The sequence below is a fragment of the Pseudomonas ogarae genome, from assembly GCF_014268695.2.
In the GTDB taxonomy this organism is placed as follows: domain Bacteria; phylum Pseudomonadota; class Gammaproteobacteria; order Pseudomonadales; family Pseudomonadaceae; genus Aquipseudomonas; species Aquipseudomonas kilonensis.
Genome location: NZ_CP077086.1, coordinates 4,753,175 through 4,778,721 on the forward strand (window position 1 = coordinate 4,753,175; position 25,547 = coordinate 4,778,721).

The 25,547-nt window shown below is 61.1% G+C and carries 26 protein-coding genes and 1 rRNA gene; 15 read left to right on the forward strand and 12 right to left on the reverse strand.

Features of this window, described 5'->3' with window-relative positions; all coding sequences use genetic code 11:
• Positions 1-77 precede the first annotated feature (77 nt).
• Positions 78-1,614: ribosomal RNA gene (locus HU749_RS20695) — 16S ribosomal RNA — on the reverse strand.
• 681 nt (positions 1,615-2,295) lie between these two features.
• Here HU749_RS20695 and rhtA point away from each other — a divergent pair.
• Both rhtA and HU749_RS20705 read left to right on the forward strand, forming a co-directional pair.
• Positions 2,296-3,186, forward strand: a complete 891-nt coding sequence (rhtA, locus tag HU749_RS20700; protein ID WP_079301987.1) for a threonine/homoserine exporter RhtA — start codon at positions 2,296-2,298, stop codon at positions 3,184-3,186.
• Between the two features lie 168 nt (positions 3,187-3,354).
• The gene (locus HU749_RS20705; protein ID WP_014337379.1) at positions 3,355-3,636 is read left to right on the forward strand and encodes a hypothetical protein; all 282 of its coding nucleotides are present in this window, start codon (positions 3,355-3,357) and stop codon (positions 3,634-3,636) included.
• Between the two features lie 6 nt (positions 3,637-3,642).
• On the opposite strand, the gene HU749_RS20710 is transcribed toward HU749_RS20705, so the two are convergent.
• A complete protein-coding gene (locus HU749_RS20710; RefSeq protein WP_079301986.1) occupies positions 3,643-4,212 on the reverse strand; it encodes a TetR/AcrR family transcriptional regulator in 570 nt (189 codons plus the stop codon).
• 89 nt (positions 4,213-4,301) lie between these two features.
• Here HU749_RS20710 and HU749_RS20715 point away from each other — a divergent pair, with 89 nt between their 5' ends.
• The gene (locus HU749_RS20715; RefSeq protein ID WP_186651376.1) at positions 4,302-5,030 is read left to right on the forward strand and encodes an SDR family oxidoreductase; all 729 of its coding nucleotides are present in this window, start codon (positions 4,302-4,304) and stop codon (positions 5,028-5,030) included.
• Positions 5,031-5,064: 34 nt separating this feature from the next.
• Positions 5,065-5,655 (forward strand): 2-hydroxychromene-2-carboxylate isomerase, encoded by a 591-nt coding sequence (locus HU749_RS20720; RefSeq protein ID WP_079301984.1) that lies wholly within the window; start codon positions 5,065-5,067, stop codon positions 5,653-5,655.
• Between the two features lie 9 nt (positions 5,656-5,664).
• On the opposite strand, the gene HU749_RS20725 is transcribed toward HU749_RS20720, so the two are convergent.
• The 5 genes from HU749_RS20725 to HU749_RS20745 all read right to left on the reverse strand — a co-directional run bounded on the left by HU749_RS20725 (position 5,665) and on the right by HU749_RS20745 (position 10,310).
• Positions 5,665-7,473 carry an aminopeptidase P family protein gene (locus tag HU749_RS20725; RefSeq protein ID WP_186651374.1) on the reverse strand — a complete coding sequence of 603 codons (1,809 nt, stop codon included), beginning with the start codon at positions 7,471-7,473 and terminating at the stop codon, positions 5,665-5,667.
• Between the two features lie 45 nt (positions 7,474-7,518).
• Positions 7,519-8,685 carry a cysteine desulfurase family protein gene (locus HU749_RS20730; RefSeq protein ID WP_186651372.1) on the reverse strand — a complete coding sequence of 389 codons (1,167 nt, stop codon included), beginning with the start codon at positions 8,683-8,685 and terminating at the stop codon, positions 7,519-7,521.
• Between the two features lie 158 nt (positions 8,686-8,843).
• Entirely contained in the window at positions 8,844-9,458 is a 615-nt protein-coding gene (locus HU749_RS20735) for a LysE family translocator (RefSeq protein ID WP_014337373.1), read from the reverse strand.
• A gap of 103 nt (positions 9,459-9,561) precedes the next feature.
• Positions 9,562-9,828: a hypothetical protein gene (locus tag HU749_RS20740; RefSeq protein WP_186651370.1), complete on the reverse strand. Its 267-nt coding sequence runs from the start codon at positions 9,826-9,828 to the stop codon at positions 9,562-9,564.
• 116 nt (positions 9,829-9,944) lie between these two features.
• The gene (locus tag HU749_RS20745) at positions 9,945-10,310 is read right to left on the reverse strand and encodes an antibiotic biosynthesis monooxygenase (protein ID WP_186651368.1); all 366 of its coding nucleotides are present in this window, start codon (positions 10,308-10,310) and stop codon (positions 9,945-9,947) included.
• Between the two features lie 96 nt (positions 10,311-10,406).
• On the opposite strand from HU749_RS20745, the gene soxR reads away from it, so the two are divergent.
• From soxR to HU749_RS20795, 10 genes are all read left to right on the forward strand, one after another.
• Complete coding sequence (soxR, locus tag HU749_RS20750) at positions 10,407-10,859, forward strand: redox-sensitive transcriptional activator SoxR (RefSeq protein WP_186651366.1); 453 nt, start codon at positions 10,407-10,409, stop codon at positions 10,857-10,859.
• A 106-nt stretch (positions 10,860-10,965) separates the two neighbouring features.
• The gene (locus HU749_RS20755) at positions 10,966-11,427 is read left to right on the forward strand and encodes a VOC family protein (protein ID WP_186651364.1); all 462 of its coding nucleotides are present in this window, start codon (positions 10,966-10,968) and stop codon (positions 11,425-11,427) included.
• A gap of 236 nt (positions 11,428-11,663) precedes the next feature.
• Positions 11,664-12,878: a PepSY-associated TM helix domain-containing protein gene (locus HU749_RS20760; RefSeq protein ID WP_046065809.1), complete on the forward strand. Its 1,215-nt coding sequence runs from the start codon at positions 11,664-11,666 to the stop codon at positions 12,876-12,878.
• Entirely contained in the window at positions 12,875-13,417 is a 543-nt protein-coding gene (locus HU749_RS20765; RefSeq protein WP_046065808.1) for a PA2404 family protein, read from the forward strand. Before HU749_RS20760 ends, HU749_RS20765 begins: the two co-directional genes overlap by 4 nt.
• Positions 13,414-13,740, forward strand: a complete 327-nt coding sequence (locus tag HU749_RS20770) for a hypothetical protein (protein WP_003204043.1) — start codon at positions 13,414-13,416, stop codon at positions 13,738-13,740. Before HU749_RS20765 ends, HU749_RS20770 begins: the two co-directional genes overlap by 4 nt.
• On the forward strand, positions 13,737-14,312 hold the full coding sequence (locus HU749_RS20775) for a DUF6162 family protein (protein WP_186651362.1): 576 nt from the start codon (positions 13,737-13,739) through the stop codon (positions 14,310-14,312). The genes HU749_RS20770 and HU749_RS20775 overlap by 4 nt, the downstream gene beginning before the upstream one ends.
• A gap of 35 nt (positions 14,313-14,347) precedes the next feature.
• Positions 14,348-15,277, forward strand: a complete 930-nt coding sequence (locus tag HU749_RS20780; protein WP_014339412.1) for a metal ABC transporter substrate-binding protein — start codon at positions 14,348-14,350, stop codon at positions 15,275-15,277.
• Positions 15,274-16,026 carry a metal ABC transporter ATP-binding protein gene (locus HU749_RS20785; RefSeq protein WP_079301977.1) on the forward strand — a complete coding sequence of 251 codons (753 nt, stop codon included), beginning with the start codon at positions 15,274-15,276 and terminating at the stop codon, positions 16,024-16,026. Before HU749_RS20780 ends, HU749_RS20785 begins: the two co-directional genes overlap by 4 nt.
• Positions 16,026-16,925: a metal ABC transporter permease gene (locus HU749_RS20790; protein WP_014339414.1), complete on the forward strand. Its 900-nt coding sequence runs from the start codon at positions 16,026-16,028 to the stop codon at positions 16,923-16,925. Before HU749_RS20785 ends, HU749_RS20790 begins: the two co-directional genes overlap by 1 nt.
• Positions 16,926-17,819 (forward strand): metal ABC transporter substrate-binding protein, encoded by an 894-nt coding sequence (locus HU749_RS20795; protein WP_186651360.1) that lies wholly within the window; start codon positions 16,926-16,928, stop codon positions 17,817-17,819.
• Between the two features lie 110 nt (positions 17,820-17,929).
• On the opposite strand, the gene prpF is transcribed toward HU749_RS20795, so the two are convergent.
• From prpF to HU749_RS20820, 5 genes are all read right to left on the reverse strand, one after another.
• The gene (gene prpF / locus HU749_RS20800) at positions 17,930-19,123 is read right to left on the reverse strand and encodes a 2-methylaconitate cis-trans isomerase PrpF (RefSeq protein ID WP_186651358.1); all 1,194 of its coding nucleotides are present in this window, start codon (positions 19,121-19,123) and stop codon (positions 17,930-17,932) included.
• Between the two features lie 42 nt (positions 19,124-19,165).
• Positions 19,166-21,757 (reverse strand): Fe/S-dependent 2-methylisocitrate dehydratase AcnD, encoded by a 2,592-nt coding sequence (gene acnD, locus HU749_RS20805; RefSeq protein WP_046065802.1) that lies wholly within the window; start codon positions 21,755-21,757, stop codon positions 19,166-19,168.
• A 200-nt stretch (positions 21,758-21,957) separates the two neighbouring features.
• Positions 21,958-23,085 (reverse strand): bifunctional 2-methylcitrate synthase/citrate synthase, encoded by a 1,128-nt coding sequence (gene prpC, locus HU749_RS20810; protein WP_014339418.1) that lies wholly within the window; start codon positions 23,083-23,085, stop codon positions 21,958-21,960.
• 41 nt (positions 23,086-23,126) lie between these two features.
• Positions 23,127-24,017: a methylisocitrate lyase gene (prpB, locus tag HU749_RS20815; protein WP_046065801.1), complete on the reverse strand. Its 891-nt coding sequence runs from the start codon at positions 24,015-24,017 to the stop codon at positions 23,127-23,129.
• Positions 24,014-24,727 (reverse strand): GntR family transcriptional regulator, encoded by a 714-nt coding sequence (locus HU749_RS20820; protein ID WP_186651356.1) that lies wholly within the window; start codon positions 24,725-24,727, stop codon positions 24,014-24,016. Before HU749_RS20820 ends, prpB begins: the two co-directional genes overlap by 4 nt.
• A 282-nt stretch (positions 24,728-25,009) precedes the next feature.
• On the opposite strand from HU749_RS20820, the gene rloA reads away from it, so the two are divergent.
• Positions 25,010-25,546 carry a retropepsin-like aspartic peptidase RloA gene (rloA, locus tag HU749_RS20825; RefSeq protein ID WP_046065800.1) on the forward strand — a complete coding sequence of 179 codons (537 nt, stop codon included), beginning with the start codon at positions 25,010-25,012 and terminating at the stop codon, positions 25,544-25,546.
• Position 25,547 lies beyond the last annotated feature (1 nt).

Sequence of the window (25,547 nt, forward strand, 5' to 3'; positions counted from 1 at the left end):
TAAAGCTGCTTCTATCGTCTTCTTCAATGAATCAAGCAATTCGTGTGGGAGCTCATGGAGCAGCTGCGGTCGTCGATTAAGGAGGTGATCCAGCCGCAGGTTCCCCTACGGCTACCTTGTTACGACTTCACCCCAGTCATGAATCACACCGTGGTAACCGTCCCCCCGAAGGTTAGACTAGCTACTTCTGGTGCAACCCACTCCCATGGTGTGACGGGCGGTGTGTACAAGGCCCGGGAACGTATTCACCGCGACATTCTGATTCGCGATTACTAGCGATTCCGACTTCACGCAGTCGAGTTGCAGACTGCGATCCGGACTACGATCGGTTTTGTGGGATTAGCTCCACCTCGCGGCTTGGCAACCCTCTGTACCGACCATTGTAGCACGTGTGTAGCCCAGGCCGTAAGGGCCATGATGACTTGACGTCATCCCCACCTTCCTCCGGTTTGTCACCGGCAGTCTCCTTAGAGTGCCCACCATGACGTGCTGGTAACTAAGGACAAGGGTTGCGCTCGTTACGGGACTTAACCCAACATCTCACGACACGAGCTGACGACAGCCATGCAGCACCTGTCTCAATGTTCCCGAAGGCACCAATCCATCTCTGGAAAGTTCATTGGATGTCAAGGCCTGGTAAGGTTCTTCGCGTTGCTTCGAATTAAACCACATGCTCCACCGCTTGTGCGGGCCCCCGTCAATTCATTTGAGTTTTAACCTTGCGGCCGTACTCCCCAGGCGGTCAACTTAATGCGTTAGCTGCGCCACTAAGAGCTCAAGGCTCCCAACGGCTAGTTGACATCGTTTACGGCGTGGACTACCAGGGTATCTAATCCTGTTTGCTCCCCACGCTTTCGCACCTCAGTGTCAGTATCAGTCCAGGTGGTCGCCTTCGCCACTGGTGTTCCTTCCTATATCTACGCATTTCACCGCTACACAGGAAATTCCACCACCCTCTACCATACTCTAGCTTGTCAGTTTTGAATGCAGTTCCCAGGTTGAGCCCGGGGCTTTCACATCCAACTTAACAAACCACCTACGCGCGCTTTACGCCCAGTAATTCCGATTAACGCTTGCACCCTCTGTATTACCGCGGCTGCTGGCACAGAGTTAGCCGGTGCTTATTCTGTCGGTAACGTCAAAACACTAACGTATTAGGTTAATGCCCTTCCTCCCAACTTAAAGTGCTTTACAATCCGAAGACCTTCTTCACACACGCGGCATGGCTGGATCAGGCTTTCGCCCATTGTCCAATATTCCCCACTGCTGCCTCCCGTAGGAGTCTGGACCGTGTCTCAGTTCCAGTGTGACTGATCATCCTCTCAGACCAGTTACGGATCGTCGCCTTGGTGAGCCATTACCCCACCAACTAGCTAATCCGACCTAGGCTCATCTGATAGCGCAAGGCCCGAAGGTCCCCTGCTTTCTCCCGTAGGACGTATGCGGTATTAGCGTCCGTTTCCGAGCGTTATCCCCCACTACCAGGCAGATTCCTAGGCATTACTCACCCGTCCGCCGCTCTCAAGAGGTGCAAGCACCTCTCTACCGCTCGACTTGCATGTGTTAGGCCTGCCGCCAGCGTTCAATCTGAGCCATGATCAAACTCTTCAGTTCAAACATCTTTGGGTTTTGAGAAAACCCTAAACTTGGCTCAGCAATCGTTGGTTACATCTTTGATTTCTCGCGGAGTAACTTGTGATGCTGATAATCTGTTGACTAGCAGTCTGACTCCACAAGCACCCACACGAATTGCTTGATTCAGTTGTTAAAGAGCGGTTGGCTGAGTCTTTCGTCTCAACCGAGGCGCGCATTCTACAGCGCCCCGTGTATCTGTCAAGCGGTTATTTTCAGAAATTTTCAAAGTTTCGCTTCGGAAACATCAACAACTTCAACCACTTGCGCTTCCGATCTCTCGTTAGCGGGAGGCGAATTCTACAGCGTTACTCGCTGCTGTCAACACCTCTTTTTCACCGCTTTCGACCGAGAAGATCGAACCGCCGATAGAGCCAAACAACACCGCTCTACCTGCTCCTTTCGGGCTTCGATGACCTGAAGCCCAACACCTTCGAAACTTACTTAACTCATTGAATCTCAAGGAGTTTTCCGTTTCGACTGCGCCGGAAGTGGGGCGAATTATAGACTTCCAGAATCTGCCGTCAACCCTTAATTTGATTTTTCTATCTTGAGCCCGACACGACACTTAAATCTGCCCGGTATATAGACGGAATCGTCGCACATGCGCAATATACTGCTCAACGCAGCCTCCCCCGCCTTTATTCTGGACGACACTTCGTAATGACACCCCCTCCACATCGCAGCCTGGCCTCCACCTTGTACCCGGTTGCCCTGCTATTAATAGCCATGGCTTCCATTCAGGCGGGGGCCTCCCTCGCCAAAAGCATGTTCCCGGTAGTGGGCGCCCAAGGCACTACGACGCTGCGACTCATTTTTGCCAGCCTTATTATGCTGTTGATGCTACGCCCCTGGCGCGCCAAACTCACCGCCCAATCCCTGCGCACCGTGATCGTTTACGGGATGGCATTGGGCGGCATGAACTTTCTCTTCTATATGTCGGTTCGTACCGTTCCACTGGGTATTGCCGTGGCGCTGGAGTTTACCGGACCTCTGGCAGTCGCCATTTACGCCTCGCGCCGGGCAATCGACTTTCTCTGGATTGCCCTGGCAGTGGTTGGCCTGCTGCTGCTCATACCGACCGGCGCGACCAGTTCCGGTATCGATCTGGTTGGAGCCGGCTACGCACTGGGCGCAGGGGTTTGCTGGGCGTTGTATATCCTGTTTGGCCAGAAAGCCGGTGCAGACAATGGCGTACAAACCGCCGCATTAGGGGTAATGATCGCTGCCCTGTTCGTCGCACCGATTGGCATCGTCCACGCGGGCGCCGCACTGCTCACACCGAGCCTGATCCCAATCGCCATCGGCGTCGCTGTCCTGTCTACGGCCCTGCCCTACACCCTGGAAATGATCTCCCTGACACGAATGCCAGCCCGCACTTTCGGCACCCTGATGAGCATCGAACCGGCAGTCGCGGCCCTTTCGGGGCTTGTCTTTCTCCAGGAGTACCTGTCCCTGGCCCAGTGGTTAGCCATTACCTGCATCATCCTCGCGTCGGTCGGCGCAACGCTGACCATGGCCAACACCGCGCAGCCTGCCGTCGCGGCAGATTGAAGCAGGATTTAACGAAGGTCTGGTATTTGCCGCGCATTTAGGCCATGTTTAGGCCAGTAACCTAATGTCAGACATGGATTTTTTCATACAGGACGTCATGAACGCTTCACGCAAGAGCGAACACAATCGTACGTGGACACAAGATCCACGACGATCATAAGGACGGGAATGAAACGAATTTTGATACTGATCGCCGTACTTGCAGTAGCGGGCTGTGCGGCAACATCGAAAACTGAAGTCAAGCGCGGTAAAAAAGGCCTGCACATCAATTGCTCCGGCCTGTCCTCATCCTGGGACCAGTGCGCCGCCAGTGCCGCCAACTCATGCGCGCCCAAGGGTTACAAGGTCATTGCCAAGTCCGGCGACGCCGTCGAAGAACCCGGGGATTATCCCTTCGGGCTCAATCCCGCCGGCTATACCAGCCGCAGCATGATCGTCATCTGCAAATAGGCCACGTCACTCCAGCCCTTGCTCGGCCATTCGGCGCCTGATCTCCTCATGGCTGGACTTGAGGACGTCACGCTGGACCTGCGGCGTGACCAGCATCCGCGCAACGACCAATGCTCCCACACATTGAGACAGGATGGCCCAGGCCAGACTGTCGCTTCCCAATATCCGCGCCCAGCTTTCGTGCAAACGACAGATCCACGTTTGCGCCGCCTCCCTCACCTGGACATCCGATCGCGCGATCTCGGCACCCAGCACCGGCAACGCACACCCGGCTTCGGGCTGCTCAACGTGGTTCATGCTCAAGTACTGCTTGAGGCAGCGCTCCAGCTTCATTGAGTCCATGGCACCGTCGCCACTCAGACGATCCAGGCTTTGGGCCAATTCCCGCTCGACAATGGCCTTGAAAAGCTCATCCTTCGATGAGAAGTGGCTATAAAACGCACCGCCGCTCAACCCGATTGCTTTCATCAAGCCATCGACACCGACCGTGGAGAAACCCGACTTCTTGGCAGAAACGGCGCTGCTGGCGAGCAGTTTCTCGCGGGTTTCCATTTTGTGATTGGCTGAATATCGCATGGTCCTGCCCCTGATCGCTCACCTTGACGCTTGCAGGATCTTAGCATAACGTCCGTTTAGTTAACGATCGTTTACCAATGAGGCTGACCATGAATAACAAGAAGGTCGTACTGGTTGTTGGCGCGGGCGATGCCACCGGCGGAGCGATTGCCAAACGCTTTGCGCAGGAAGGTTTTGTTGCCTGTGTTACCCGCCGCAGCGCCGACAAACTCGAGCCTCTGGTGGCTGGAATCCGGGCCCAAGGCGGCGAAGCCCACGGGTTTGCCTGCGATGCACGCAAAGAAGACGACGTGATCGCACTCATCGAGCAAATCGAGAACCAGATCGGCCCAATCGAAGCCTTTGTGTTCAACATCGGCGCCAACGTCCCCTGCAGCATCCTCGAAGAAACCGCACGCAAGTATTTCAAGATCTGGGAAATGGCCTGCTTCTCAGGTTTTCTCAATGCGCGGGAAGTGGCCAAGCGCATGGTCAAGCGCCAGCGCGGGACGATCCTGTTTACCGGGGCAACGGCGGGATTGCGCGGTGCTTCGGGGTTCGCCGCATTCGCAGGCGCCAAACATGGCATCCGCGCACTGGCCCAGAGCATGGCCCGTGAGCTGGGGCCACTGAATATTCATGTGGCCCATGTGGTGGTGGACGGTGCCATCGACACCGACTTCATCCGCGATAATTTCCCAGAGAAATATGCCACCAAGGATCAGGACGGCATCCTGAACCCTGAACACATCGCCGACAGTTACTGGTACCTGCACAGCCAACCCCGCGACGCCTGGACCTTCGAGCTGGACCTGCGGCCCTGGAGCGAGCGCTGGTAAACCCTCCCCTCACAACAACAAGAGAGCAGATCCCATGAGCAAATCGGTGGAGTTTTACTTCGATTTCGGCAGCCCGACCACGTACCTGGCCTACACCCAGTTGCCGACGCTGTGCGCGCAGAGCAACAGCCAGTTGATCTATCGCCCGATGTTATTGGGCGGCGTCTTCAAGGCAACCGGCAATGCATCACCGGCGACAGTGCCGGCCAAGAACCCTTACCTGTTCAAGGATCTGAATCGCTTCGCCAAGCGCTACGGCGTTGCGTTCCAGTTCAATCGACACTTCCCCATCAACACACTGCAACTGATGCGCGCGGTGACTGGCATGCAGTTGCGCCAACCTGAACGCTTCGAGGCCTTCGTCGATTGCCTGTTCCGCGCCTTTTGGGTGGACGGCCGCAACCTCAATGACCCGACGACTGTCGCAGCGACCCTGAACGAAGGCGGTTTCGACGCCGACTACGTGCTGACCCTGACGAACGACGAGCAGGTCAAGCAAGCACTCAAGACCACCACTGAAGAAGCCATCGCACGGGGCGTGTTCGGCGCCCCGAGCATGTTTGTCGGCAACGAGTTGTTCTTCGGCCAGGATCGGTTGGACTTCGTCCGTGAAGCCCTCGCCTGATCCTCTACTTCAAATTGCCATCGTTCGCGTGTTGAGCCATTGCAATGCGTCACCATCCAACAACGGGCTCAAGCGACGCTGAACCTCGGCGTGGTAGGCGTTGAACCAATCTTTTTCGTCCTGGGTCAGCAGCGAAGGTTCCAGGCAGCGGGTGTCGATCGGGCACAGGGTCAGGGTTTCAAACTCAAGGAACTCGCCGAACTCGCTGCTTCCGGCTTCACGATTCAACACCAGGTTCTCGATGCGCACACCCCAGCGACCGGGACGATAAGTGCCCGGTTCGATGGAGGTGATCATGCCAGCCTGCATCGCCGTTTGCGGCGCGGCAGCAGCTTGATAGGCAATCACCTGCGGGCCTTCGTGGACATTGAGGAAATAGCCGACGCCATGGCCGGTGCCGTGGCCGTAATCCACCTGCTCCGCCCAGATCGGTGCACGAGCGATAGCATCCAGCAACGGCGAAAGAATGCCCCGCGGGAATTTGGCCCGGGACAGGGCAATCACGCCCTTGAGTACGCGCGTGCAATCACGTTTCTGCTCAGCGGCGGGTGTGCCGACCGGTACCATGCGAGTGATGTCGGTGGTGCCCCCCAAGTACTGGCCGCCGGAATCGATCAGCAACAGGCCATCACCTTCGATGACCGCATGGGCTTCTTCCGTGGCGTGGTAATGAGGCATCGCGCCGTTGGCGTTAAAGGCGGCGATGGTGTTGAAACTCAGGGAGACGAAGTCCGGCCGGCGCGTGCGGGCGGCGGTCAGGTGCTCGTCGATGGTCAACTCGGTGATGCGCTCGCGCCCCCAGGCCCCTTCCAGCCAGGCGAAGAACTCACAGAGCGCCGCGCCATCCTGCTCCATGGCCTGACGGATGTACTCGGCGTCGGCCAGGCTTTTGCGGGACTTGGCCAGCGTCGTTGGATTCAGACCTTCGACCAGCTTCACGCCGCTGCCCAGGTTATCCAGCAAGCCGACCGTCACCCGCGCCGGATCGATCTGCAAACTCGCGCCGTCCGGCACTTCACGCAACGCGGCGGCGGCTTCGCTGTAATCGCGCAGGGTCACGCCGTCCTGTTCAAGAACGGCACGCAGCGCTGCGTCAACCTTGTCCAGGGCCACGAACAGCGTTGCCTGTTGCTGGCTGATCAAGGCGAAGGAGACGAACACGGGGTTGAACGACACATCCGCGCCGCGCAGGTTGAACAACCAGGCGATGTCATCCAGCGTGGCGATGAAATGCCAGTCGGCACCACGCTCTTGGAGGGATTCGCGCAACTTGGCGAGTTTCTCGACCCGGCTGACGGTCGCCTGGGGAGGCAAATGGGCATAGACCGACTGATCCGGCAAGCTTGGGCGATCGCTCCAGACCTCCTTGAGCAGATCGATGTCGGTACGCAACCGCGCACCGCGCTCCGCAAGCTTGCCACCCAGGGTGCGAGCCGATGCCACGGCCATGACCGCACCGTCAACGGCGACCACCCCACCCTCAGGTGTTTGTTCGGCCAGCCAGTCCAAGGGGCCGGGCTGGCCAGGAATGAGCTTGACCAGCTCGATACCACTGCCCTCCAGCTCCTTGGTGGCCTGCTCCCAATAACGGCTATCGGCCCAGACACCAGCGAAACTGCCGGTCACGATCAAGGTACCCACCGAGCCATGAAACCCCGACAGCCATTGCCGCCCCTGCCAATAGCCCGGCAAATATTCGGACAGATGCGGGTCGGCCGATGGCACCAGCAGCGCATGAATGCCCTCTCGGCTCATCAGTTGGCGGATTTTGGCCAGGCGCTGGGGAACCAGTCCATGGGGCAAAGGCTCGGTGCTCATTGTTTCTCCTGCTCATTGATATTGTTGTTCGATGCCGAAGACGGCTTATGGGGTCGTGGCCCAGAACGCCGGCGCAGTCGCGCACGCCGCCTGGATCAACCGCACCGCCTCGTCGACATCCTGTTCAGTGGTAAAGCGGCCCAGGCTCAAGCGAATGGTCCGCCCCGCCGCACGCGCATCGTGCCCCAGGGCCAGCAGCACGTGGGACGGGGTGTTGTGCGCCGAATTGCAGGCCGAGGTCGCGGAAAATGCAATCGATGCGCCTAATGCTACCGGGTTGAACTCACCTTCGTTGAAGGTCAGGCTCAGCGTATGGGGAATCCGGCGGCTCGCACTGCCGTTTATACACACGCCGGGCAAGGCCAGCAGCGGCTCAAGCAAACGATTGCGCAACCGGGCGATTTTAGCGAGTTCTTCGTCGAATGCCTCGGCCGCGAGTTCGAATGCGGCGCCCATGGCTGCGATCTGGTGGGTCGCCAGGGTCCCGGAGCGCAAACCACCTTCATGCCCACCGCCGTGAATCTGCGCCGACAGCCGTGGCCGAGCACGGTCGCCGACGTAGAGCGCACCGATACCCTTGGGGCCGTAGATCTTATGCGCGGAAAAAGACATCAGGTCCACCGGCCAACGAGACAGGTCGATCTGCACCTTGCCGGCGCCCTGGGCTGCGTCCACATGAAACAGCGCATGATGCTCGCGAACGATCTCGCCGATGGCGATGACGTCGTTGACGGTGCCCAACTCATTATTCACCAGCATCAGCGACACCAGGAACGTGTCTTCACGCAACGCCTCGCGAACCGCTTGCGGACTGATCAGGCCCTCGGCGTCCGGCGCCAGCCAGGTCACCGCAACGCCGCTCTCTTCAAGCTGGCGCGCCGTATCGAGAATCGCCTTGTGTTCGATCAGACTGGTGATGACATGGCCGGCGGAACTACCGCGCGCCTGGGCCACCCCTTTGAGGGCCAGGTTATTGGATTCGGTGGCGCCGGACGTCCAGACGATCTGTTCGGGCTGAGCCCCGACCAATTGCGCCACCTGCTGGCGGGCGCGCTCCACCGAGCGCCGGGCCTCCTGGCCGAAGGCATGGGAACTGGAAGCCGGGTTGCCAAAGTTGCCGTCAAAGCCCAGACACTCGACCATGACCCGGATGACCCGCTCATCCACCGGGGTGGTGGCGGCGTAGTCGAAATACAAAGGACGTTTATTCATAGGAAACTCGCAGAGCCTGCTCCGGGATCAGGCGCCCTCGTTGGGTTCGAGACTAGCAATACCTGATCAAAGACCTTAAAGAAGTCGGACTTCGTTAAAAGTGCGTAGGAACGCTCCTGAACAGCGAGCTTAGCAGGCATCGCGTCGAAGCTCAGCCCTCAACTGATGCTTTCGAGCAACAACGGATACAGCGAAGCGACCAACAGCAGTGCCATACCCCAGTTGAACAGGCGCAACCAGCGACGATCACGCAACAGGTTGCGCAGCAGGCTGCCGCACACCACCCACAGGCTCACGCTTGGCAGGTTGATCAGGGCAAACACCGCCGCAATTACCAACACGTTGAAGAAATAACCCTGGAGTGGCGTGTACGTACTGATGGCACCGATGGCCATGATCCAGGCCTTGGGATTGACCCATTGGAACGCCGCGGCGCCCCAGTAGCTGATCGGCGTATTGTCCCCCGGCTGGCTTTCCGAAACCGGGCCGGAGTGGGCTATTTTCCACGCCAGATACAACAGGTACGCCGCGCCGATGTAGCGCAGTGCGGTATAGAGCAGTGGATAAGTCTGGAACACCGCGCCGAGGCCAAGGCCCACCGCCAGCACCAGGGAAAAGAAGCCGCAGGTAATACCCAGCATGTGAGGAATGGTGCGGTTGAAACCGAAGTTGACACCCGAGGCCAACAACATGGTGTTGTTAGGGCCAGGCGTGATCGAGGTCACCAGGGCAAACAGGGCGAAGCCCAGCAGCAGGTCAAGCGAAAGGGTCATGTCAGGTCAGTCCATCAGGGCAGGTCAATCAAGCCATGACCCTACCCCACGCCTTGGCGCAAACCCACGGACAGTTGGGCAAAACTTTAAGCGGTACAGTCCCTCAGCTTGACCGGCCTGGCTGTTGCACGACCCGTTCGGCACTCATTTGGCCCTGATCGTCGAAGCCCACGTTTTTCTGCGACGAACCGAGCAGCTCGGTTTTTTTCGCGTGGTACTCATCAAACGAAAGGCCACGGCGATTCAAGGCTTCAAGGGCCAGTTCACGGGTCTCGTCGGCGGTGTAGGGGCGCAGCTCCGGGGAAGAACTGGCGCAACCGCCCAGGAGGGTGGCGGTCAACAGCAGCAAAACAGCAAAGGTACGGTTCATGGCAAGTATCCGGTGTTCTGGAGTGGGGCGATGAACAAAGGCTACCCGCCAGCCCTGCGCGGCAGAAATCAACCCTCTCGATAGTGGCTATTGCCTTTGCGGATCAGCCGCTGCATTCAGCCGACCAACTGGCAATGCAGCGCGTTGTCCAGACTGCGCTCGATGTTGCGCAGCACTTGGAAGGAGCCGAACGTCACGGCTTTGGCTCGATGCGCCTGAATCAGCCGCCAGAAATCCTGCTCGCCACTTTCGAAGCTTTGAAGCGCCGCCTCGCCTGCCTCGCGGGTTTGCCACTGCAAATAGTTGAGCACCCGCCGACCATCCTCGCTGGCCTGGATACTGGCACTCAGGAACCCCTGGTGGTCCCGAGCCAAGCGCTCGGTCTGTTCCGACAAGGCGGTTACCAGCGCCAGCTGCCATTGCGGTTCGATATCGAATTCCATCAACTGGGTGAAACTGCGATTGTTCCTTGGTGATTGCATGAAAGCTCCCCTCTGCACGTAAGACGGATCTTGCGACCCGAACGCGTGCAGGGTAAAACCTCAAGTTAACTTTAGGTCAAGCAGTGAATTGAAGCGATGACACAGATCGATGTCCACAAGGAACTCACCGTCGGCCAAGTGGCCGCCCGCAGCGGCGTGGCGGTCACGGCCCTGCACTTCTATGAATCCAAGGGGCTGATCAAAAGCACGCGCAACCAGGGCAACCAACGTCGCTACTCACGGGCAGTATTGCGCCGCGTGGCGCTGATCAAGGTTGCCCAGCGCCTGGGCATTCCCTTGGCGGAAATCGGCGAGGCGTTGAAAACCCTGCCGGACAACCGTGCCCCAACGGCCGCCGACTGGCAGACCTTGTCGGCGCGGTGGAGCCGGGACCTGGACGAGCGCATCAACCAATTGGTGACGCTGCGCGATCGACTCAACGGCTGTATCGGCTGCGGATGCCTGTCGATGGAAGCTTGCCCGCTGCGTAATCAGAGCGATGTGCTGGGCAAACACGGGCCAGGGGCTCACCTGTTGGAGCAGCCGTGAAGCGTTCGTCGGGACATGAGCCCGCCCACGGCGGCTGACCTATAGTGGATGGGCGCAAAACCGACGAAGACTCTCTTCGCCTCCCGTAACAACAAGGAGAACCGTCATGGGCGTCAAAGCCATTCCCGAAGGTTTCCATAACATCACGCCCTACCTGGGCATTCAAAAAGCTGCCGAAGCCATCGACTTCTACAAAAAAGCCTTCAATGCCACCGAGGTCATGCGCCTGGCCATGCCCGACGGCGGCATCGGGCATGCCGAACTGCGGATCAACGGTTTTCCGATCATGCTCGGCACGCCTTGCGACCAAGGCCCACTGAGCAACCCGGACAAATCGCCTTCGGTCGGCCTGCATTTATATGTCGAGGACGTAGATAGCGCCTTTGCCCAGGCCATTGCTGCCGGTGGCACAGTGATTTCCGAGGTCAAGGACCAGTTTTACGGTGATCGTACCGGCACCTTGAAAGATCCCTATGGGCATCTGTGGTTCCTGGCGACGCACAAGGAAGATCTGAACCAGGAACAGATCGAGCAACGGGCCAGGGAGATGTTCCAACAGCAAGGCTGAATTGCCCAGAGGCTACCTGCCCTTGTGGCGAGGGAGCCTCGCTCCCTCGCCACAAAAGACACCGAAACTAAACGCGAAACATTTTCTTTCATCTTCCCCTTCAGGATTGCGATCGCTCGTTCGTCTTAATTAGATGCAGTAGACCGCGTCGGCAAAAGCCACGGTCTGCTTTTTGCGGTTCACGGTATTGCGAAGCCCGTAATACCGAACCTTTCATCGAATCAAGACGTTCAATCATGTCGAAGAAGTCCCGCTCCAAACTCTGGTTCCTGGTCCATAGCTGGCTGGCATTGCCCATCTGGTTTTTCGTGCTCATCGTTTGCGTCACTGGCACCCTCGCGGTGGTCAGCCAGGAGATTGTCTGGCTGGTCAACCCGGAAATGCGCGCAAGCAAGCCTTCGGACGATGCCCAACTGCTCAGCTATGACCAGGTGATCGCCACGATCAAGCAGGCCCAACCGCAAACCCAGGTGCAAAGCATTGTCCGCCCGGACGAGTCGCATTTTGCGCTGGAGGTCAACGTGACCTACCCCGACGGACGCCCCGACAAGGTCTACGTCAACCCCTACAGCGGCGTCATCCAAGGCTCGGCGCCGACGTTCAACTTCAGGGGGTTTACCCGTGCCCTGCATGGCTGGTGGCTGGTGCCGTTCACCAACGGCTACAGCTGGGGCTGGTACCTGGTGTCCTTGTTGGGGCTGCCGTTGCTGGCCTCGTTGGTGACCGGACTGGTGGTCTACAAGCGTTTCTGGAAAGGCTTTTTCCGCCCGACACTGCGGATCCGCCACGGCGCACGAATTTTCTGGGGGGATTTCCACCGACTCAGTGGTATCTGGTCGATCTGGTTCATCGCGGTGATTTCCGTTACCGGCCTCTGGTTCCTGATCGAAGCCCTGCTATCGGACAACCAGATATCCATTTCCAGCGAACCGGTCATCCCGGTGGTGGCCCGTGAAAACGTTCCGTTGTCAGTCGACGGCCTGGCACCGCCACAGTTGAACCTGGACCGGGCCATTGAAATCGCCCAGCAACGCATCCCGGGATTGGAAGCGAGCTTCATCAGCCTGCCCGGCAATGCCTACAGCCATCTGGAGGTCGGCGGCCGTGGTTGGTATCCGCTGATGTTCCAGACCGCCACCATCAATCCCTACAACGGTGACGTGGCCGCCTCGCGGCTGCTGTCCGACCGCACGACGCTGGAGTTCGTCACCGAATCCATGCGCCCCTTGCACACCGGCGACTTCGGCGGCCTCTGGATCAAGCTCATCTGGTTTTTCTTCGGTTTGGTCCTGAGCATGATGGTCCTCAGCGGGCTGTTGATCTGGACCAAACGCACGGCCCTGGCCACCGCCAATGCCTTCAAGCGTAGCCAGAAACCCAGCCGTGAAGCCCGAATCGCACCGACATTGCAGCCGTCCATTCACCGTGAATCGTCGGAGGGCAGCCTGTGAATCCGTCCAATACTGCCTCATCACCGTCACGCCTGGGCCTGTTCTGGCATAAATGGCGCTTCCACCTCAACGTGCTGTTGCTGCTGATTCCCCTGGGGTTCATGCCCAAATATTTCTCCGAAGCCGCACTGTTCCGCGGTGATGCCGGGCTTGGCGAGCGGGAAGTCGGCGAAGTCCAGGTCGGCCCCTGGAGCCTGCGCCTGGCGGAATTTCGCAACGAAGCCCCACGCGTCCAAGGGCCTGCCGGCCCCATGAAACATTTCAACGCGGCCCTGTGCGAACGCTGTATCGGCCAGGTCAAGGCTACCTACCTGCGCATCGGCAAACCCCGCAGCCTACGGGCCGCGGGGGTCATTTTCTTCGGCTCGCCCTATCGCATGGGCGCCTTGTTGCCGGTCCCGCCAAAGACCCAGCCCGATGCCGAACTGTGGATAACCCTCGAGGGTTGGGACGGTTCGATGCACCAGGCCTCCATTCCCCTGAGCCAGGCCTCCCCGGCCACCGTCGCCTGGCTGAAGAACCAAGGACCCAAACCATGACCCTCCGCGCCTTATCCAACGGCCTGGCGTTGCTGTTCTGCGCCGGTGCAAGCACCAGCGCCCTGGCTCACAACCCGATGTGCGAATGCAAGGCCATCGACGCCGAGCAGATCCAATGCACCGGCGGTTTTTCCGACGGCAGCGGCGCGCCCGGGGTGACCCTGGACGTAATCGGCTATGACGAGACCATCCTCGTCCCGGGCAAGCTCGGTGCCGACTCGAAGCTGACCTTCAAGAAGCCGGACGCTGAGTTCTACGTGCTCTTCGACGCCGGTCCCGGCCACGTGGTGGAAATCGACCAAGCCGACATCGAGGCCCCATGACCAACGCCACGACTCAAGTCATCCGCCCCGCTGGCGCGGGCCATGAAACCCTGTATGTGTTGCTGTTGTGCCTGGTCATCGTGCTGGTCGCCGGGTCTGTGGTGGCCTGGCATGGCAAAGCCGAAGACACCATGCACCTGGCCTCGAACCAACTCGACGCCCGCCGCGACCTCAGCGCCGCCGAGCAAGGCATCTACGCCGACCTGCGGGTGACCCTGGATGAAATCCGCTTGCTGCGCGAAGACCAACCCACCCTGCCCGGCCCGCAAACCCTGGCCGAAGAAGGCTTCGCGCCGTTCGCCCAGGACGCCAGCGCTGTCAGCCGGGGCGGCCACGCCTGGCAACAGCTGCAGGACCAGGCCTACTTCGGCGCCAGTGCCAATTCTTCCGTCGCAGGTTCGTTTCTGATGCGCATCGGCGAAGCGTCCGACGCCGCGCCGGACATCTGGCTCAACCGCAGCAATGGTCTCGCGACACCTACCGCGCTGGACGACGCCGCTTTGTCCGCCGCCGGCTGGCAACAGATCGTCGCGCAATTCGATGCCGGCGTAACCCGCCAGCACCGGCACTGACCCCACGCCTTCATTCGAGAGAAGACCGTTTTCCCATGCCTATTGCATCCCAACGCCGCCCCTTGCTGCGCCTGCTGCTGATCGGCCTGCTGGCCTGCCTGTTCACCTCGCAGGCGTACGCCGAAACAGCCAAGCGCCTGCGCATCGGCATCACCCTGCACCCTTATTACAGCTATGTGGCCAACATCGTCGGCGACAAAGCCGAGGTGGTGCCGCTGATCCCGGCCGGTTTCAACCCCCACGCCTATGAACCACGGGCCGAAGACATCAAGCGTATCGGCGGCCTCGACGTGATCGTGCTCAACGGCGTGGGCCACGACGACTTCGCCGACCGCATGATCGCCGCCAGCGAAACCCCGAACGTGAAGGTGATCGAGGCCAATGAAAACGTGCCCCTGCTGGCTGCCACCGGCACGGCGGCCCGTGGCGCAGGCAAGGTGGTGAACCCGCACACGTTCCTGTCCATCAGCGCCTCCATCGCCCAGGTCAATAACATCGCCCGGGAGTTGGGCAAGCTCGACCCGGACAATGCCAAGGCCTACACCCAGAACGCCCGTGCCTACGGCAAGCGCCTGCGGCAGATGCGCGCCGCCGCCCTGGCGAAGCTGACCCAGGCCCCCAATGCCGAGTTGCGGGTCGCCACGGTGCATGCCGCCTACGACTACCTGCTGCGCGAATTCGGCCTGGAAGTGACCGCCGTGGTCGAGCCGGCCCACGGCATCGAACCGAGCCCCAGCCAGTTGAAGAAAACCATCGACCAACTGCGCGAGCTGGACGTGAAGGTGATCTTCTCGGAGATGGATTTCCCGTCCACCTACGTCGACACCATCCAGCGTGAGTCAGGCGTGAAGCTGTACCCGCTCTCACACATTTCCTACGGCGACTACAGCCCCGAGAAGTACGAAAAGGAAATGGCCGGCAACCTCGACACCGTGGTCCGGGCCATCCAGGAGTCTGGCGCATGACCGTCCAGGAAACCCTTACCCTGCAGCACGTTGGCCCCTTGATTGAGTTCGCCGACGTCAGCCTGAACCTGGGCCGCACCACCATTCTCGACAGCGTGGCATTCCAGGTGGAGCCCGGCAGCATCCATGCCTTGGTGGGCCCCAATGGTGGCGGCAAGAGTTCGCTGATCAAGACGTTGCTCGGGCAGATGCCGCACCAGGGACGCTTGAGCCTGCGATGGCCAGGCGAGCCCGGTGTGATCGGCTACGTGCCCCAGGCGCTGGAGTTCGACCGGGGCCTGCCCATGACGGTGGACGATTTCATGGCGGCGATGTGTCAGCGGCGACCGGCCTTTCTCGGCTTGAGCAAGCACTACGCTGGCGCCATTGGCCAGGCCCTGGAGCGGGTCGGCATGCAGGACAAGCGCAAGCGGCGCATGGGCGCACTGTCCGGCGGCGAGCGTCAGCGGGTGTTGTTGGCCCAGGGGTTGATTCCCTCGCCGCAACTGCTGGTGCTGGATGAGCCGATGTCGGCCCTGGACGAGGCCGGTATCCAGGTGTTCGAGCAGTTGCTGCAGGACTGGCGCCAGGCCGGGATCACCGTGCTGTGGATCGAACATGACCTGGAAGCCGTCGGGCGCCTGGCCGACCGTGTCACCGGCCTGAACCGCCGGGTGCTGTTCGACGGCCCGCCTCGCCAAACCCTGACTCCAGAACGCCTGCTGACGCTGTTTTCCACCCATCCACGCACCAACGGGAGCGCTGCCTGATGAGTTACGAAGCCTTTCGTCTGATGGTCCAGGGCTGGGCTTCGGCCGGTTACCTGCCCGAAGCGCTGGCCTATGGGTTCGTGGTCAATGCGTTGCTGGCCGGGTTGTTGATCGGCCCGGTGCTGGGCGGTCTCGGCACGCTGGTGGTGGTCAAGCGTTTCGCGTTTTTCTCCGAGGCGGTGGGTCATGCGGCGCTGACCGGCGTGGCCATCGGCATCCTGCTCGGCGAACCCTACACCGGGCCATACGGCAGCCTGTTTGGCTACTGCCTGTTGTTCGGCATCCTGCTCAATTACCTGCGCAACCGCACCGGCCTGGCGCCCGACACGCTGATCGGCGTCTTCCTGTCGGTGTCCTTGGCCCTGGGCGCCAGCCTGCTGTTGATCCTGGCGGGCAAGATAAACGTGCACATCCTGGAGAACGTACTGTTTGGTTCGGTGCTGACGGTCAATGGCAATGACCTGCTGGTGCTGGCGGTGGTCGGCTCGCTGGTGATGGCCCTGGCCTTGCCGCTGTACAACCGCATCATGCTCGCCAGCTTCAACCCGCAACTGGCGGCGGTGCGCGGGGTGGCGGTCAAGACCCTGGACTACTTGTTCGTGGTGCTGGTGACGCTGATCACCGTGGCGGCGGTGAAAGTCATCGGCGCCATTCTGGTGGGTGCGCTGCTGGTAATCCCGGCTGCGGCGGCGCGCCTGCTCAGCCAATCATTGAAAGGCTTTTTCTGGTGTTCAGTGCTGATCGCCACCGTCAGCACCTTGTGCGGGATTCTCGCGCCCATTGTGTTCGACCTGCCGATCCCGTCCGGCGCTGCGATCATCCTGGTGGCGGGCATCGCCTTCGCCCTGAGCGCCATCGCCCGCGGTGTCGTCCCCAGCCTCAAAGGGAATCTTGGATAAATGGTTTTTTCATTGCGACAACTAACCCTGGCCATGGCGTTATGCGGCGTGGCCGTCACCTCATCATTTGCCAGCGAAAAGGTCCGTCTGCTGGCATCGCTGCCGGTCACCTACGGATTGGGCGAGGCCTTGCTCAAGGGCACCGACGTCAGCCTGGAGCGGGCTGCGCCCGCCAATCTGCCCGGCACCCGGCAGAGCGCCTACTTCACTGGCCGTGGCGCGCCGGCCTTGAGCAAACTGGCCAGCGATGCTGACGGAGTGATCGGGCTGCGCTCGCTATGGCCGGACGATCCGCTGTACCCCATGGCGCGACGCAGCAATATCCGCATCGTCGAAGTCGATGCCGCGCGCCCGGTGGACGGTGCCCTGCCCGGTATCGCCGTGCAGCCGGGCATGGCCGACGGCCTGGCGAGCCAGCCGTGGATGGCCAGCCATAACCTGGGACGCATGGCCGACGTGATCGCCGCCGACCTGGTGCGCCTGGCCCCGGCGGACAAACCGAAGATCGATGCCAACCTGGCGGCCCTCAAGCAGCGCCTGCTCAAACTCAGCGCCGACAGCGAAAAACGCCTCGCCAGCGCCGATAACCTGAGCGTGATCAGCCTGAGCGAGCATTTCGGCTACCTGATCAGCGGGCTCAACCTGGACGTAATCAGCACCGATACCCGGCCCGACGCAGAATGGACAGCCGAAACCCTCAAGCAGTTGAGCGCGACGTTGAAAGACAATGACGTGGCGCTGGTGCTGCATCATCGCCAGCCTTCGGATGCGCTGAAGGCAGCCATCACAGAGGGAGGTAGCCAATTGCTGGTGTTGAGCACCGATGGCGCCGATCCGGTGGCAGAGCTGGAAAGCAATGTGGGGCTGGTCGTCACAGCGCTGACAGGAGGCTGACGGCCATCCCTTGTGGGAGCGAGCTTGCTCGCGATGAGGCCGGCACATCCAACATTGATGTCGGCTGACACACCGCTTTCGCGAGCAAGCCCGCTCCCACAGGGTTCAACTCAGTTCAGGATATCCCCTGGCACCCGCACAACCCCTTCCATCAACACCCGCGCGCTACGGCTCATGATGGCTTTTTTCACGGTCCACTCGCCGTTGACCTGGCTGGCCTCGGCGCCGACGCGCAGGGTGCCGGAGGGGTGGCCGAAACGCACGGCGTTGCGCTCGATGCCGCCGGCCGCGAGATTGACCACGGTGCCGGAAATCGCCGCGGCGGTGCCGATGGCTACCGCTGCAGTGCCCATCATGGCGTGGTGCAGCTTGCCCATGGACAGCGCCCGCACCAACAGGTCAACGTCCCCGGCCGCCACGGCTTTTCCGCTGGATGAAACGTAGTCCGCCGGCGGCGCGACGAACGCCACTTTCGGGGTGTGCTGGCGCTGGGCGGCTTCGTCCAGGTGCTTGATCAAGCCCATGCGCAAGGCGCCGTGGGCGCGGATGGTTTCGAACATGGCCAACGCCTTGGGATCGCCGTTGATGGCGCCCTGCAGTTCGGTGCCGGTGTAACCGACGTCCCGGGCATTGATGAAAATCGTCGGGATCCCAGCGTTGATCAGCGTCGCTTTGAAGGTACCCACACCGGGCACTTCCAAGTCGTCCACCAGATTGCCGGTGGGAAACATCGAACCTCCACCGCCCTCTTCCTCGGCCGCCGGGTCCATGAATTCCAATTGCACTTCGGCCGCCGGAAAGGTTACGCCGTCGAGTTCGAAGTCCCCGGTTTCCTGCACCGCGCCGTCGGTGATCGGCACATGGGCGATGATGGTCTTGCCGATGTTGGCCTGCCAGATCCGCACCACGGCCACGCCGTTTTGCGGGATACGGCCAGGCACCACCAAGCCACTGCTGATAGCGAATGAACCGACCGCCGCCGACAGGTTGCCGCAGTTGCCACTCCAGTCCACGAACGGCTTGTCGATGGACACCTGGCCGAACAGGTAATCGACATCGTGATCGGCCCGGGTGCTCTTGGACAGGATCACTGTCTTGCTGGTGCTGGACGTCGCGCCGCCCATGCCGTCGATCTGCTTCTCGTATGGGTCGGGGCTGCCGATCACCCGCAGCAGCAAGGCATCCCGAGTCGGGCCAGGGACACGGGCCGCTTCGGGCAGGTCTTGCAGGCTGAAGAACACGCCTTTGCTGGTGCCGCCACGCATATAGGTAGCGGGAATTTTGATTTGCGGTGCGTGAGCCATGATGCTCCTCAAGCGGACACGCCGGGTGTCCGCAGCTGTGATTTAGACGGCAACCGCCGATTCAAGGAAGTCCTGGGCAAAGCGTTGCAGCACGCCCCCGGCTTCATAGATCGACACTTCTTCAGCGGTATCGAGGCGGCAGGTCACTGGCACTTCGACGCGCTCGCCGTTCTTGCGAGTGATGACCAGAATCAGCGTCGCCCGCGGGGTGCGCTCGCCGATCACGTCATAGATTTCGCTGCCGTCGATGCCCAGGGTCTTGCGATCGGTGCCGGGCTTGAACTCCAGCGGCAACACGCCCATGCCCACCAGGTTGGTGCGGTGGATACGCTCGAAACCCTCGGCGGCGATCGCCTCGACACCGGCCAGGCGCACGCCCTTGGCCGCCCAGTCCCGCGACGATCCCTGGCCGTAGTCGGCGCCGGCAATGATGATCAGCGGCTGCTTGCGCTCCATGTAGGTCTCGATGGCTTCCCACATGCGCATGACCTTGCCTTCCGGTTCGACCCGGGCCAGGGAGCCCTGCTTGACCTTGCCGTTTTCCTGGACCATTTCGTTGAACAGTTTCGGGTTGGCGAAGGTGGCGCGTTGCGCGGTCAGGTGGTCGCCGCGGTGGGTCGCGTAGGAGTTGAAGTCCTCTTCCGGCAGGCCCATTTTCGCCAGGTATTCGCCGGCGGCACTGTCCAGCATGATGGCGTTGGACGGCGACAGGTGATCGGTGGTGATGTTGTCCGGCAGCACCGCCAGCGGGCGCATGCCCTTGAGCGGCCGCGCACCGGCCAGCGCGCCTTCCCAATACGGCGGACGGCGGATGTAGGTGCTTTGTGGGCGCCAGTCGTACAGCGGCGTCACTTTCGGCCCGGTGTCTTCCTGGATGGCGAACATCGGGATGTACACCTGGCGGAACTGCTCCGGTTTCACCGAGGCCTTGACCACCGCGTCGATTTCTTCGTCGCTCGGCCAGATGTCCTTGAGACGGATTTCCCGACCGTCCACCATGCCCAGTACATCCTTCTCGATGTCGAAGCGGATGGTCCCGGCGATGGCATAAGCGACCACCAGCGGTGGCGAGGCGAGGAATGCCTGCTTGGCGTACGGGTGAATGCGCCCGTCGAAGTTGCGGTTGCCCGACAACACGGCGGTGGCGTACAGGTCGCGGTCGATGATTTCCTGTTGGATCACCGGGTCCAGCGCGCCGGACATGCCGTTGCAGGTGGTGCAGGCGAACGCCACCACGCCGAAGCCCAGTTGCTCCAGCTCTTTGGTCAGGCCCGCTTCATCCAGGTACAGCGCCACGGTTTTCGAACCCGGCGCCAGGGACGACTTGACCCACGGCTTGCGGACCAGGCCCAGGCGGTTGGCGTTGCGCGCCAGCAGGCCGGCGGCGATCACGTTGCGCGGGTTGCTGGTGTTGGTGCAACTGGTGATGGCGGCGATGATCACCGCACCGTCGGGCATTTGCCCCGGCACATCGTCCCACTGCCCGGAAATGCCTTTGGCAGCCAGATCCGACACCGCGACACGGGCGTGCGGGTTGCTCGGACCTGCCATGTTGCGCACCACCGACGACAGGTCGAAGGTCAGGCCCCGCTCGTATTGCGCGCCCTTGAGCTTGTCGGCCCACAGGCCGGCCTGCTTGGCGTAGGTCTCGACCAGTCGCACCTGGTCGTCTTCGCGCCCGGTGAGTTTCAGGTAATCGATGGTTTGCTGGTCGATGTAGAACATCGCTGCCGTGGCACCGTATTCCGGGGCCATGTTGGAAATGGTCGCGCGGTCGCCCAAGGTCAGGGCACTGGCGCCTTCGCCGAAAAACTCCAGCCACGCCCCCACGACTTTTTGCTTGCGCAGGAACTCGGTCAGCGCCAGCACCATGTCGGTGGCGGTGATGCCCGGTTGCAGCTTGCCAGTCAGCTCGACGCCGATGATTTCCGGCAGGCGCATCCACGAGGCGCGGCCGAGCATGACGCTTTCGGCTTCCAGGCCACCGACGCCGATGGCGATCACGCCCAGGGCATCGACGTGGGGCGTGTGGCTGTCGGTGCCGACGCAGGTGTCGGGGAACGCCACGCCGTCACGCTGCTGGATCACCGGGGACATTTTTTCCAGGTTGATCTGGTGCATGATCCCGTTGCCCGGCGGAATCACGTCGACATTCTTGAAGGCCTTCTTGGTCCAATTGATGAAGTGGAAGCGGTCTTCATTGCGCCGGTCTTCGATGGCGCGGTTCTTGGCGAAGGCCTGAGGATCGGAACCACCGCTTTCCACCGCCAGGGAATGGTCGACGATCAGTTGGGTCGGCACCACCGGGTTGACCTGCGCCGGGTCACCGCCCTGCAAGGCGATGGCGTCGCGCAGGCCGGCCAGGTCCACCAGCGCGGTCTGGCCGAGGATGTCATGGCACACCACGCGCGCCGGGAACCACGGGAAGTCCAGGTCGCGCTTGCGCTCGATCAGTTGCAGCAGCGACGCGCCCAGCGTGGCCGGGTCGCAGCGACGTACCAGGTTCTCCGCCAGCACGCGGGAGGTGTACGGCAGGCCGTCGTAGGCGCCGGGGCGAATGGCATCCACGGCCTCGCGAACGTCGAAATAATCCAGCGAAGTGCCGGGCAGCGGTTTGCGAAATTCTGTGTTCATCGTCAGGACTCGGGTCACGGTGGTTTCAGAAGGGTTGGCGCAACCATTGAAGTCAACACATTCCCCTGTGGGAGCGGGCTTGCTCGCGAATGCGGAGTGTCAGTCGACATCAATGGTGAATGTCAGTCCGTCTTCGCGAGCAAGCCCGCTCCCACAAGGGGTTCTCGGTTCCTTCAGTTGCAGCGCCAGTGCCCTCCAGCTCAGCGTTGTTCGATTGGCACGAACTTGCGCTGTTCGACGCCGGTGTATTCGGCGCTCGGTCGGATGATGCGGTTGTTGGCGCGTTGTTCGAACACGTGGGCGGCCCAGCCGGTCAGGCGCGAGCAAACGAAGATCGGCGTGAACAGCTTGGTCGGGATGCCCATGAAGTGGTAGGCCGAGGCATGGTAGAAATCGGCGTTGGGGAACAGTTTCTTCTGCTCCCACATGGTCTTGTCGATGGCTTCGGAAACCGGGAACAGCACCGTGTCGCCCACTTCATCGGCGAGTTTTTTCGACCAGCCCTTGATCACCTCGTTGCGCGGGTCGTTGTCCTTATAGATCGCGTGACCGAAGCCCATGATCTTGTCCTTGCGCGCCAGCATGCCGAGGGTGCCTTCGATGGCTTCCTGCGGTGAGCTGAAGCGCTCGATCATTTCCATCGCCGCTTCGTTGGCGCCGCCGTGCAGCGGGCCGCGCAATGAGCCGATGGCGGCGGTGATGCAAGAGAACAGGTCCGACAGCGTGGAGGCGCAGACCCGGGCTGTGAAGGTCGAGGCGTTGAATTCGTGCTCGGCGTAGAGGATCAGCGAAACATTCATCACCTTGACGTGCAGCTCGCTCGGCTTCTTGCCGTGCAGCAGGTGCAGGAAGTGGCCGCCGATGGAGACTTCGTCGGTCACGCACTCGATGCGCTGGCCTTGGTGGCTGAAGCGATACCAGTAGCACATGATGGCCGGGAACGCGGCCAGCAGGCGGTCGGTCTTGTCGTGCTGCTCGGAAAAGTCTTCCTCGGGTTCCAGGTTGCCCAGGAACGAGCAGCCGGTGCGCATCACATCCATCGGGTGGGCGTCGGCGGGAATGCGCTCCAGCACTTCTTTCAAAGCTTGGGGCAAGTCCCGCAACTGGCGCAGTTTACCGGTGTAGGCGTCCAGCTGTGCCTGGGTCGGCAGCTCGCCGTACAGCAGCAGGTAGGCCACTTCTTCAAATTGCGCATCTGCCGCCAGGTCGCGAACGTCGTAGCCGCGATAGGTCAGGCCGGCGCCCGACTGGCCTACGGTGGACAATGCGGTTTGCCCGGCCACCTGGCCGCGGAGCCCGGCGCCACTGAGTACTTTTGCTTCGGCCATTTGCTGTCTCCATTTTCTTGAATTTGTAGGGGAGTCGCGCCTTACTTCTTCGCCGCGAACAACGCATCGAGCTTCTGCTCGAAGGTGTGGTAGTCGATGCGATCGTAAAGCTCCATGCGGGTCTGCATGGTGTCGATGACATTCTGTTGTGTGCCGTCGCGACGGATCGCGGTGTAGACGTTCTCGGCCGCCTTGTTCATGGCCCGGAAGGCCGACAACGGGTACAGCACCAGGGACACGTCGGCACCGGCCAGCTGTTCGGTGGTGTACAGCGGGGTCGCGCCGAATTCGGTGATGTTGGCCAGGATCGGCGCTTTCACGCGGCTGGCGAACAACTTGTACATCTCAAGCTCGGTGATGGCCTCCGGGAAAATCATGTCGGCACCGGCCTCGATGCACGCAGCTGCGCGGTCCAGGGCTGACTCCAAGCCTTCCACCGCCAGGGCATCGGTACGGGCCATGATCACGAAACTGTCATCGGTGCGGGCATCGACGGCGGCCTTGATGCGGTCGACCATCTCTTGCTGCGAGACGATTTCCTTGTTCGGACGATGGCCGCAACGCTTGGCACCGACCTGGTCTTCGATATGAATGGCCGCCGCGCCGAACTTGATCATCGACTTGACCGTGCGCGCCACGTTGAACGCCGAGGAACCGAACCCGGTGTCCACGTCCACCAGCAACGGCAGGTCGCAGACGTCGGTGATACGGCGCACATCGGTCAGCACGTCATCCAGGCCGGTGATGCCCAGGTCTGGCACGCCGAGGGAGCCGGCCGCCACACCGCCGCCCGACAGGTAGATCGCCTTGAAACCGGCGCGTTTGGCCAGCAGCGCGTGGTTGGCGTTGATCGTGCCCACCACTTGCAGCGGATGCTCGTTGGCGACCGCATCGCGGAAACGCTGGCCTGGCGTGCTCTTGCTGGAACTCATGATTCACCTCGTTCAGTGGCGGCGCTGTCCTGGAAATGACGCGCAATGTTGCGTTTGGACGCACCGATATGCCGGCGCATCAATAATTCAGCCAGTTCGCCGTCACGGTCGGCGATGGCGTCTAGAATCCGGTGGTGCTCGGCAAAGGCCTGGCGCGGACGGTTGGGCGTGGTGGAAAACTGGATGCGGTACATGCGCACCAGTTGGTACAGCTCGCCGCAGAGCATCTGCGTCAGGGTGCGGTTGCCGCTGCCCTGGATGATCCGGTAATGAAAGTCGAAATCGCCTTCCTGCTGGTAATAACCGACACCGGCCTGGAACGCCGCATCGCGCTCGTGGGTTTCCAGCACCCGGCGCAGTTCGTCGATTTCTTCCTGGCTCATACGTTCGGCCGCCAGGCGGCAGGCCATGCCTTCGAGGGATTCACGGATTTCGTAGAGTTCCAGCAGCTCGGCATGGCTCAGCGACACCACCCGAGCACCGACGTGAGGCACCCGCACCAGCAGGCGCTGGCCTTCCAGGCGGTGAATCGCCTCGCGCAGCGGCCCGCGACTGATGCCATAGGTGCGCGCCAGCTCAGGCTCGGAGATCTTGCTGCCGGGGGCGATCTCGCCTTTGACGATGGCGGCCTGGATACGTCGGAAAACGTTCTCGGACAGGGTCTCCGAATCGTCCTGGGCCATCACCGGGGTTTCGAGCTGATCGAGCATATTGTCGACACCTTGCAAATCAATACGGCAAAAACTAACCAATAGCAGCGTAAAGGTCAAAGCAAAAATCAACATTGTCGACAATCGTCTAATAGCCCTACCCGACATAACCGCTCGTTTGAATGCGTCGTAGCCTCCGGCCAGCGGTGGCGTCAGAAAACCACCGTGCTAGAATGCCGCGCGATTTGCCGCTCTCCTTTTATATAGGGAAGGCTGCCCAGGGAGCTTGTGCAGTAATGCCAGGGCCTGAACCGATAAACGGAACGCTGCGCACCAGGATCTATGACACTCAAGCCCTTCACCGCTGTTCTTTATTTCATGTGCCTGCCGGGGCTTGCCATGGCGGGTGAAAAAACCGTGTACGGCCTCAACGAATACGCCGCCCTGCAGGGCATCGACCTGGAGGTCGCCGCCAAGCTCGACACCGGCGCCAAGACCGCGTCCCTCAGCGCCCGGGACATCAAGCGCTTCAAGCGCAATGGCGAGTCCTGGGTGCGCTTTTACCTGGCCATTGACGCGGCCCACTCGCACCCCATCGAACGTCCGCTGGCCCGGGTCAGCAAGATCAAGCGCCGCGCCGGTGACTACGACCCGGAAGAAGGCAAGAAATACACGGCCCGGCCAGTCATCGAACTGGACATCTGCATGGGCTCGGCCCTGCGCAGCATCGAAGTGAACCTGACCGACCGTAGCGCCTTCCAATACCCGTTGCTGATCGGTTCCGAGGCGCTCAAGCGCTTCGACGCGCTGGTCGACCCCAGTCTCAAATACGCTGCCGGCAAACCCGCCTGCGCCAATGCCGCTCAAACCGCAGAGTAAT

What these genes read in the sequence shown, in the direction of transcription:
- HU749_RS20735 (WP_014337373.1), bottom strand. Translation starts at nt 9,458, where the DNA reads ATGACCCTTTCGCTTGACCTGCTGCTGGGCTTCGCCCTGTTTGCCCTG.
- HU749_RS20755 (WP_186651364.1), top strand. Translation starts at nt 10,966, where the DNA reads ATGGGCGTCAAAGCCATTCCCGAAGGTTTCCATAACATCACGCCCTAC.
- HU749_RS20740 (WP_186651370.1), bottom strand. Translation starts at nt 9,828, where the DNA reads ATGAACCGTACCTTTGCTGTTTTGCTGCTGTTGACCGCCACCCTCCTG.
- HU749_RS20785 (WP_079301977.1), top strand. Translation starts at nt 15,274, where the DNA reads ATGACCGTCCAGGAAACCCTTACCCTGCAGCACGTTGGCCCCTTGATT.
- HU749_RS20780 (WP_014339412.1), top strand. Translation starts at nt 14,348, where the DNA reads ATGCCTATTGCATCCCAACGCCGCCCCTTGCTGCGCCTGCTGCTGATC.
- HU749_RS20725 (WP_186651374.1), bottom strand. Translation starts at nt 7,473, where the DNA reads ATGAGCACCGAGCCTTTGCCCCATGGACTGGTTCCCCAGCGCCTGGCC.
- HU749_RS20795 (WP_186651360.1), top strand. Translation starts at nt 16,926, where the DNA reads ATGGTTTTTTCATTGCGACAACTAACCCTGGCCATGGCGTTATGCGGC.
- HU749_RS20705 (WP_014337379.1), top strand. Translation starts at nt 3,355, where the DNA reads ATGAAACGAATTTTGATACTGATCGCCGTACTTGCAGTAGCGGGCTGT.
- HU749_RS20820 (WP_186651356.1), bottom strand. Translation starts at nt 24,727, where the DNA reads ATGCTCGATCAGCTCGAAACCCCGGTGATGGCCCAGGACGATTCGGAG.
- soxR (WP_186651366.1), top strand. Translation starts at nt 10,407, where the DNA reads ATGACACAGATCGATGTCCACAAGGAACTCACCGTCGGCCAAGTGGCC.
- HU749_RS20775 (WP_186651362.1), top strand. Translation starts at nt 13,737, where the DNA reads ATGACCAACGCCACGACTCAAGTCATCCGCCCCGCTGGCGCGGGCCAT.
- HU749_RS20720 (WP_079301984.1), top strand. Translation starts at nt 5,065, where the DNA reads ATGAGCAAATCGGTGGAGTTTTACTTCGATTTCGGCAGCCCGACCACG.
- rloA (WP_046065800.1), top strand. Translation starts at nt 25,010, where the DNA reads ATGACACTCAAGCCCTTCACCGCTGTTCTTTATTTCATGTGCCTGCCG.
- rhtA (WP_079301987.1), top strand. Translation starts at nt 2,296, where the DNA reads ATGACACCCCCTCCACATCGCAGCCTGGCCTCCACCTTGTACCCGGTT.
- acnD (WP_046065802.1), bottom strand. Translation starts at nt 21,757, where the DNA reads ATGAACACAGAATTTCGCAAACCGCTGCCCGGCACTTCGCTGGATTAT.
- prpB (WP_046065801.1), bottom strand. Translation starts at nt 24,017, where the DNA reads ATGAGTTCCAGCAAGAGCACGCCAGGCCAGCGTTTCCGCGATGCGGTC.
- HU749_RS20730 (WP_186651372.1), bottom strand. Translation starts at nt 8,685, where the DNA reads ATGAATAAACGTCCTTTGTATTTCGACTACGCCGCCACCACCCCGGTG.
- HU749_RS20760 (WP_046065809.1), top strand. Translation starts at nt 11,664, where the DNA reads ATGTCGAAGAAGTCCCGCTCCAAACTCTGGTTCCTGGTCCATAGCTGG.
- prpF (WP_186651358.1), bottom strand. Translation starts at nt 19,123, where the DNA reads ATGGCTCACGCACCGCAAATCAAAATTCCCGCTACCTATATGCGTGGC.
- HU749_RS20710 (WP_079301986.1), bottom strand. Translation starts at nt 4,212, where the DNA reads ATGCGATATTCAGCCAATCACAAAATGGAAACCCGCGAGAAACTGCTC.
- prpC (WP_014339418.1), bottom strand. Translation starts at nt 23,085, where the DNA reads ATGGCCGAAGCAAAAGTACTCAGTGGCGCCGGGCTCCGCGGCCAGGTG.
- HU749_RS20770 (WP_003204043.1), top strand. Translation starts at nt 13,414, where the DNA reads ATGACCCTCCGCGCCTTATCCAACGGCCTGGCGTTGCTGTTCTGCGCC.
- HU749_RS20745 (WP_186651368.1), bottom strand. Translation starts at nt 10,310, where the DNA reads ATGCAATCACCAAGGAACAATCGCAGTTTCACCCAGTTGATGGAATTC.
- HU749_RS20790 (WP_014339414.1), top strand. Translation starts at nt 16,026, where the DNA reads ATGAGTTACGAAGCCTTTCGTCTGATGGTCCAGGGCTGGGCTTCGGCC.
- HU749_RS20715 (WP_186651376.1), top strand. Translation starts at nt 4,302, where the DNA reads ATGAATAACAAGAAGGTCGTACTGGTTGTTGGCGCGGGCGATGCCACC.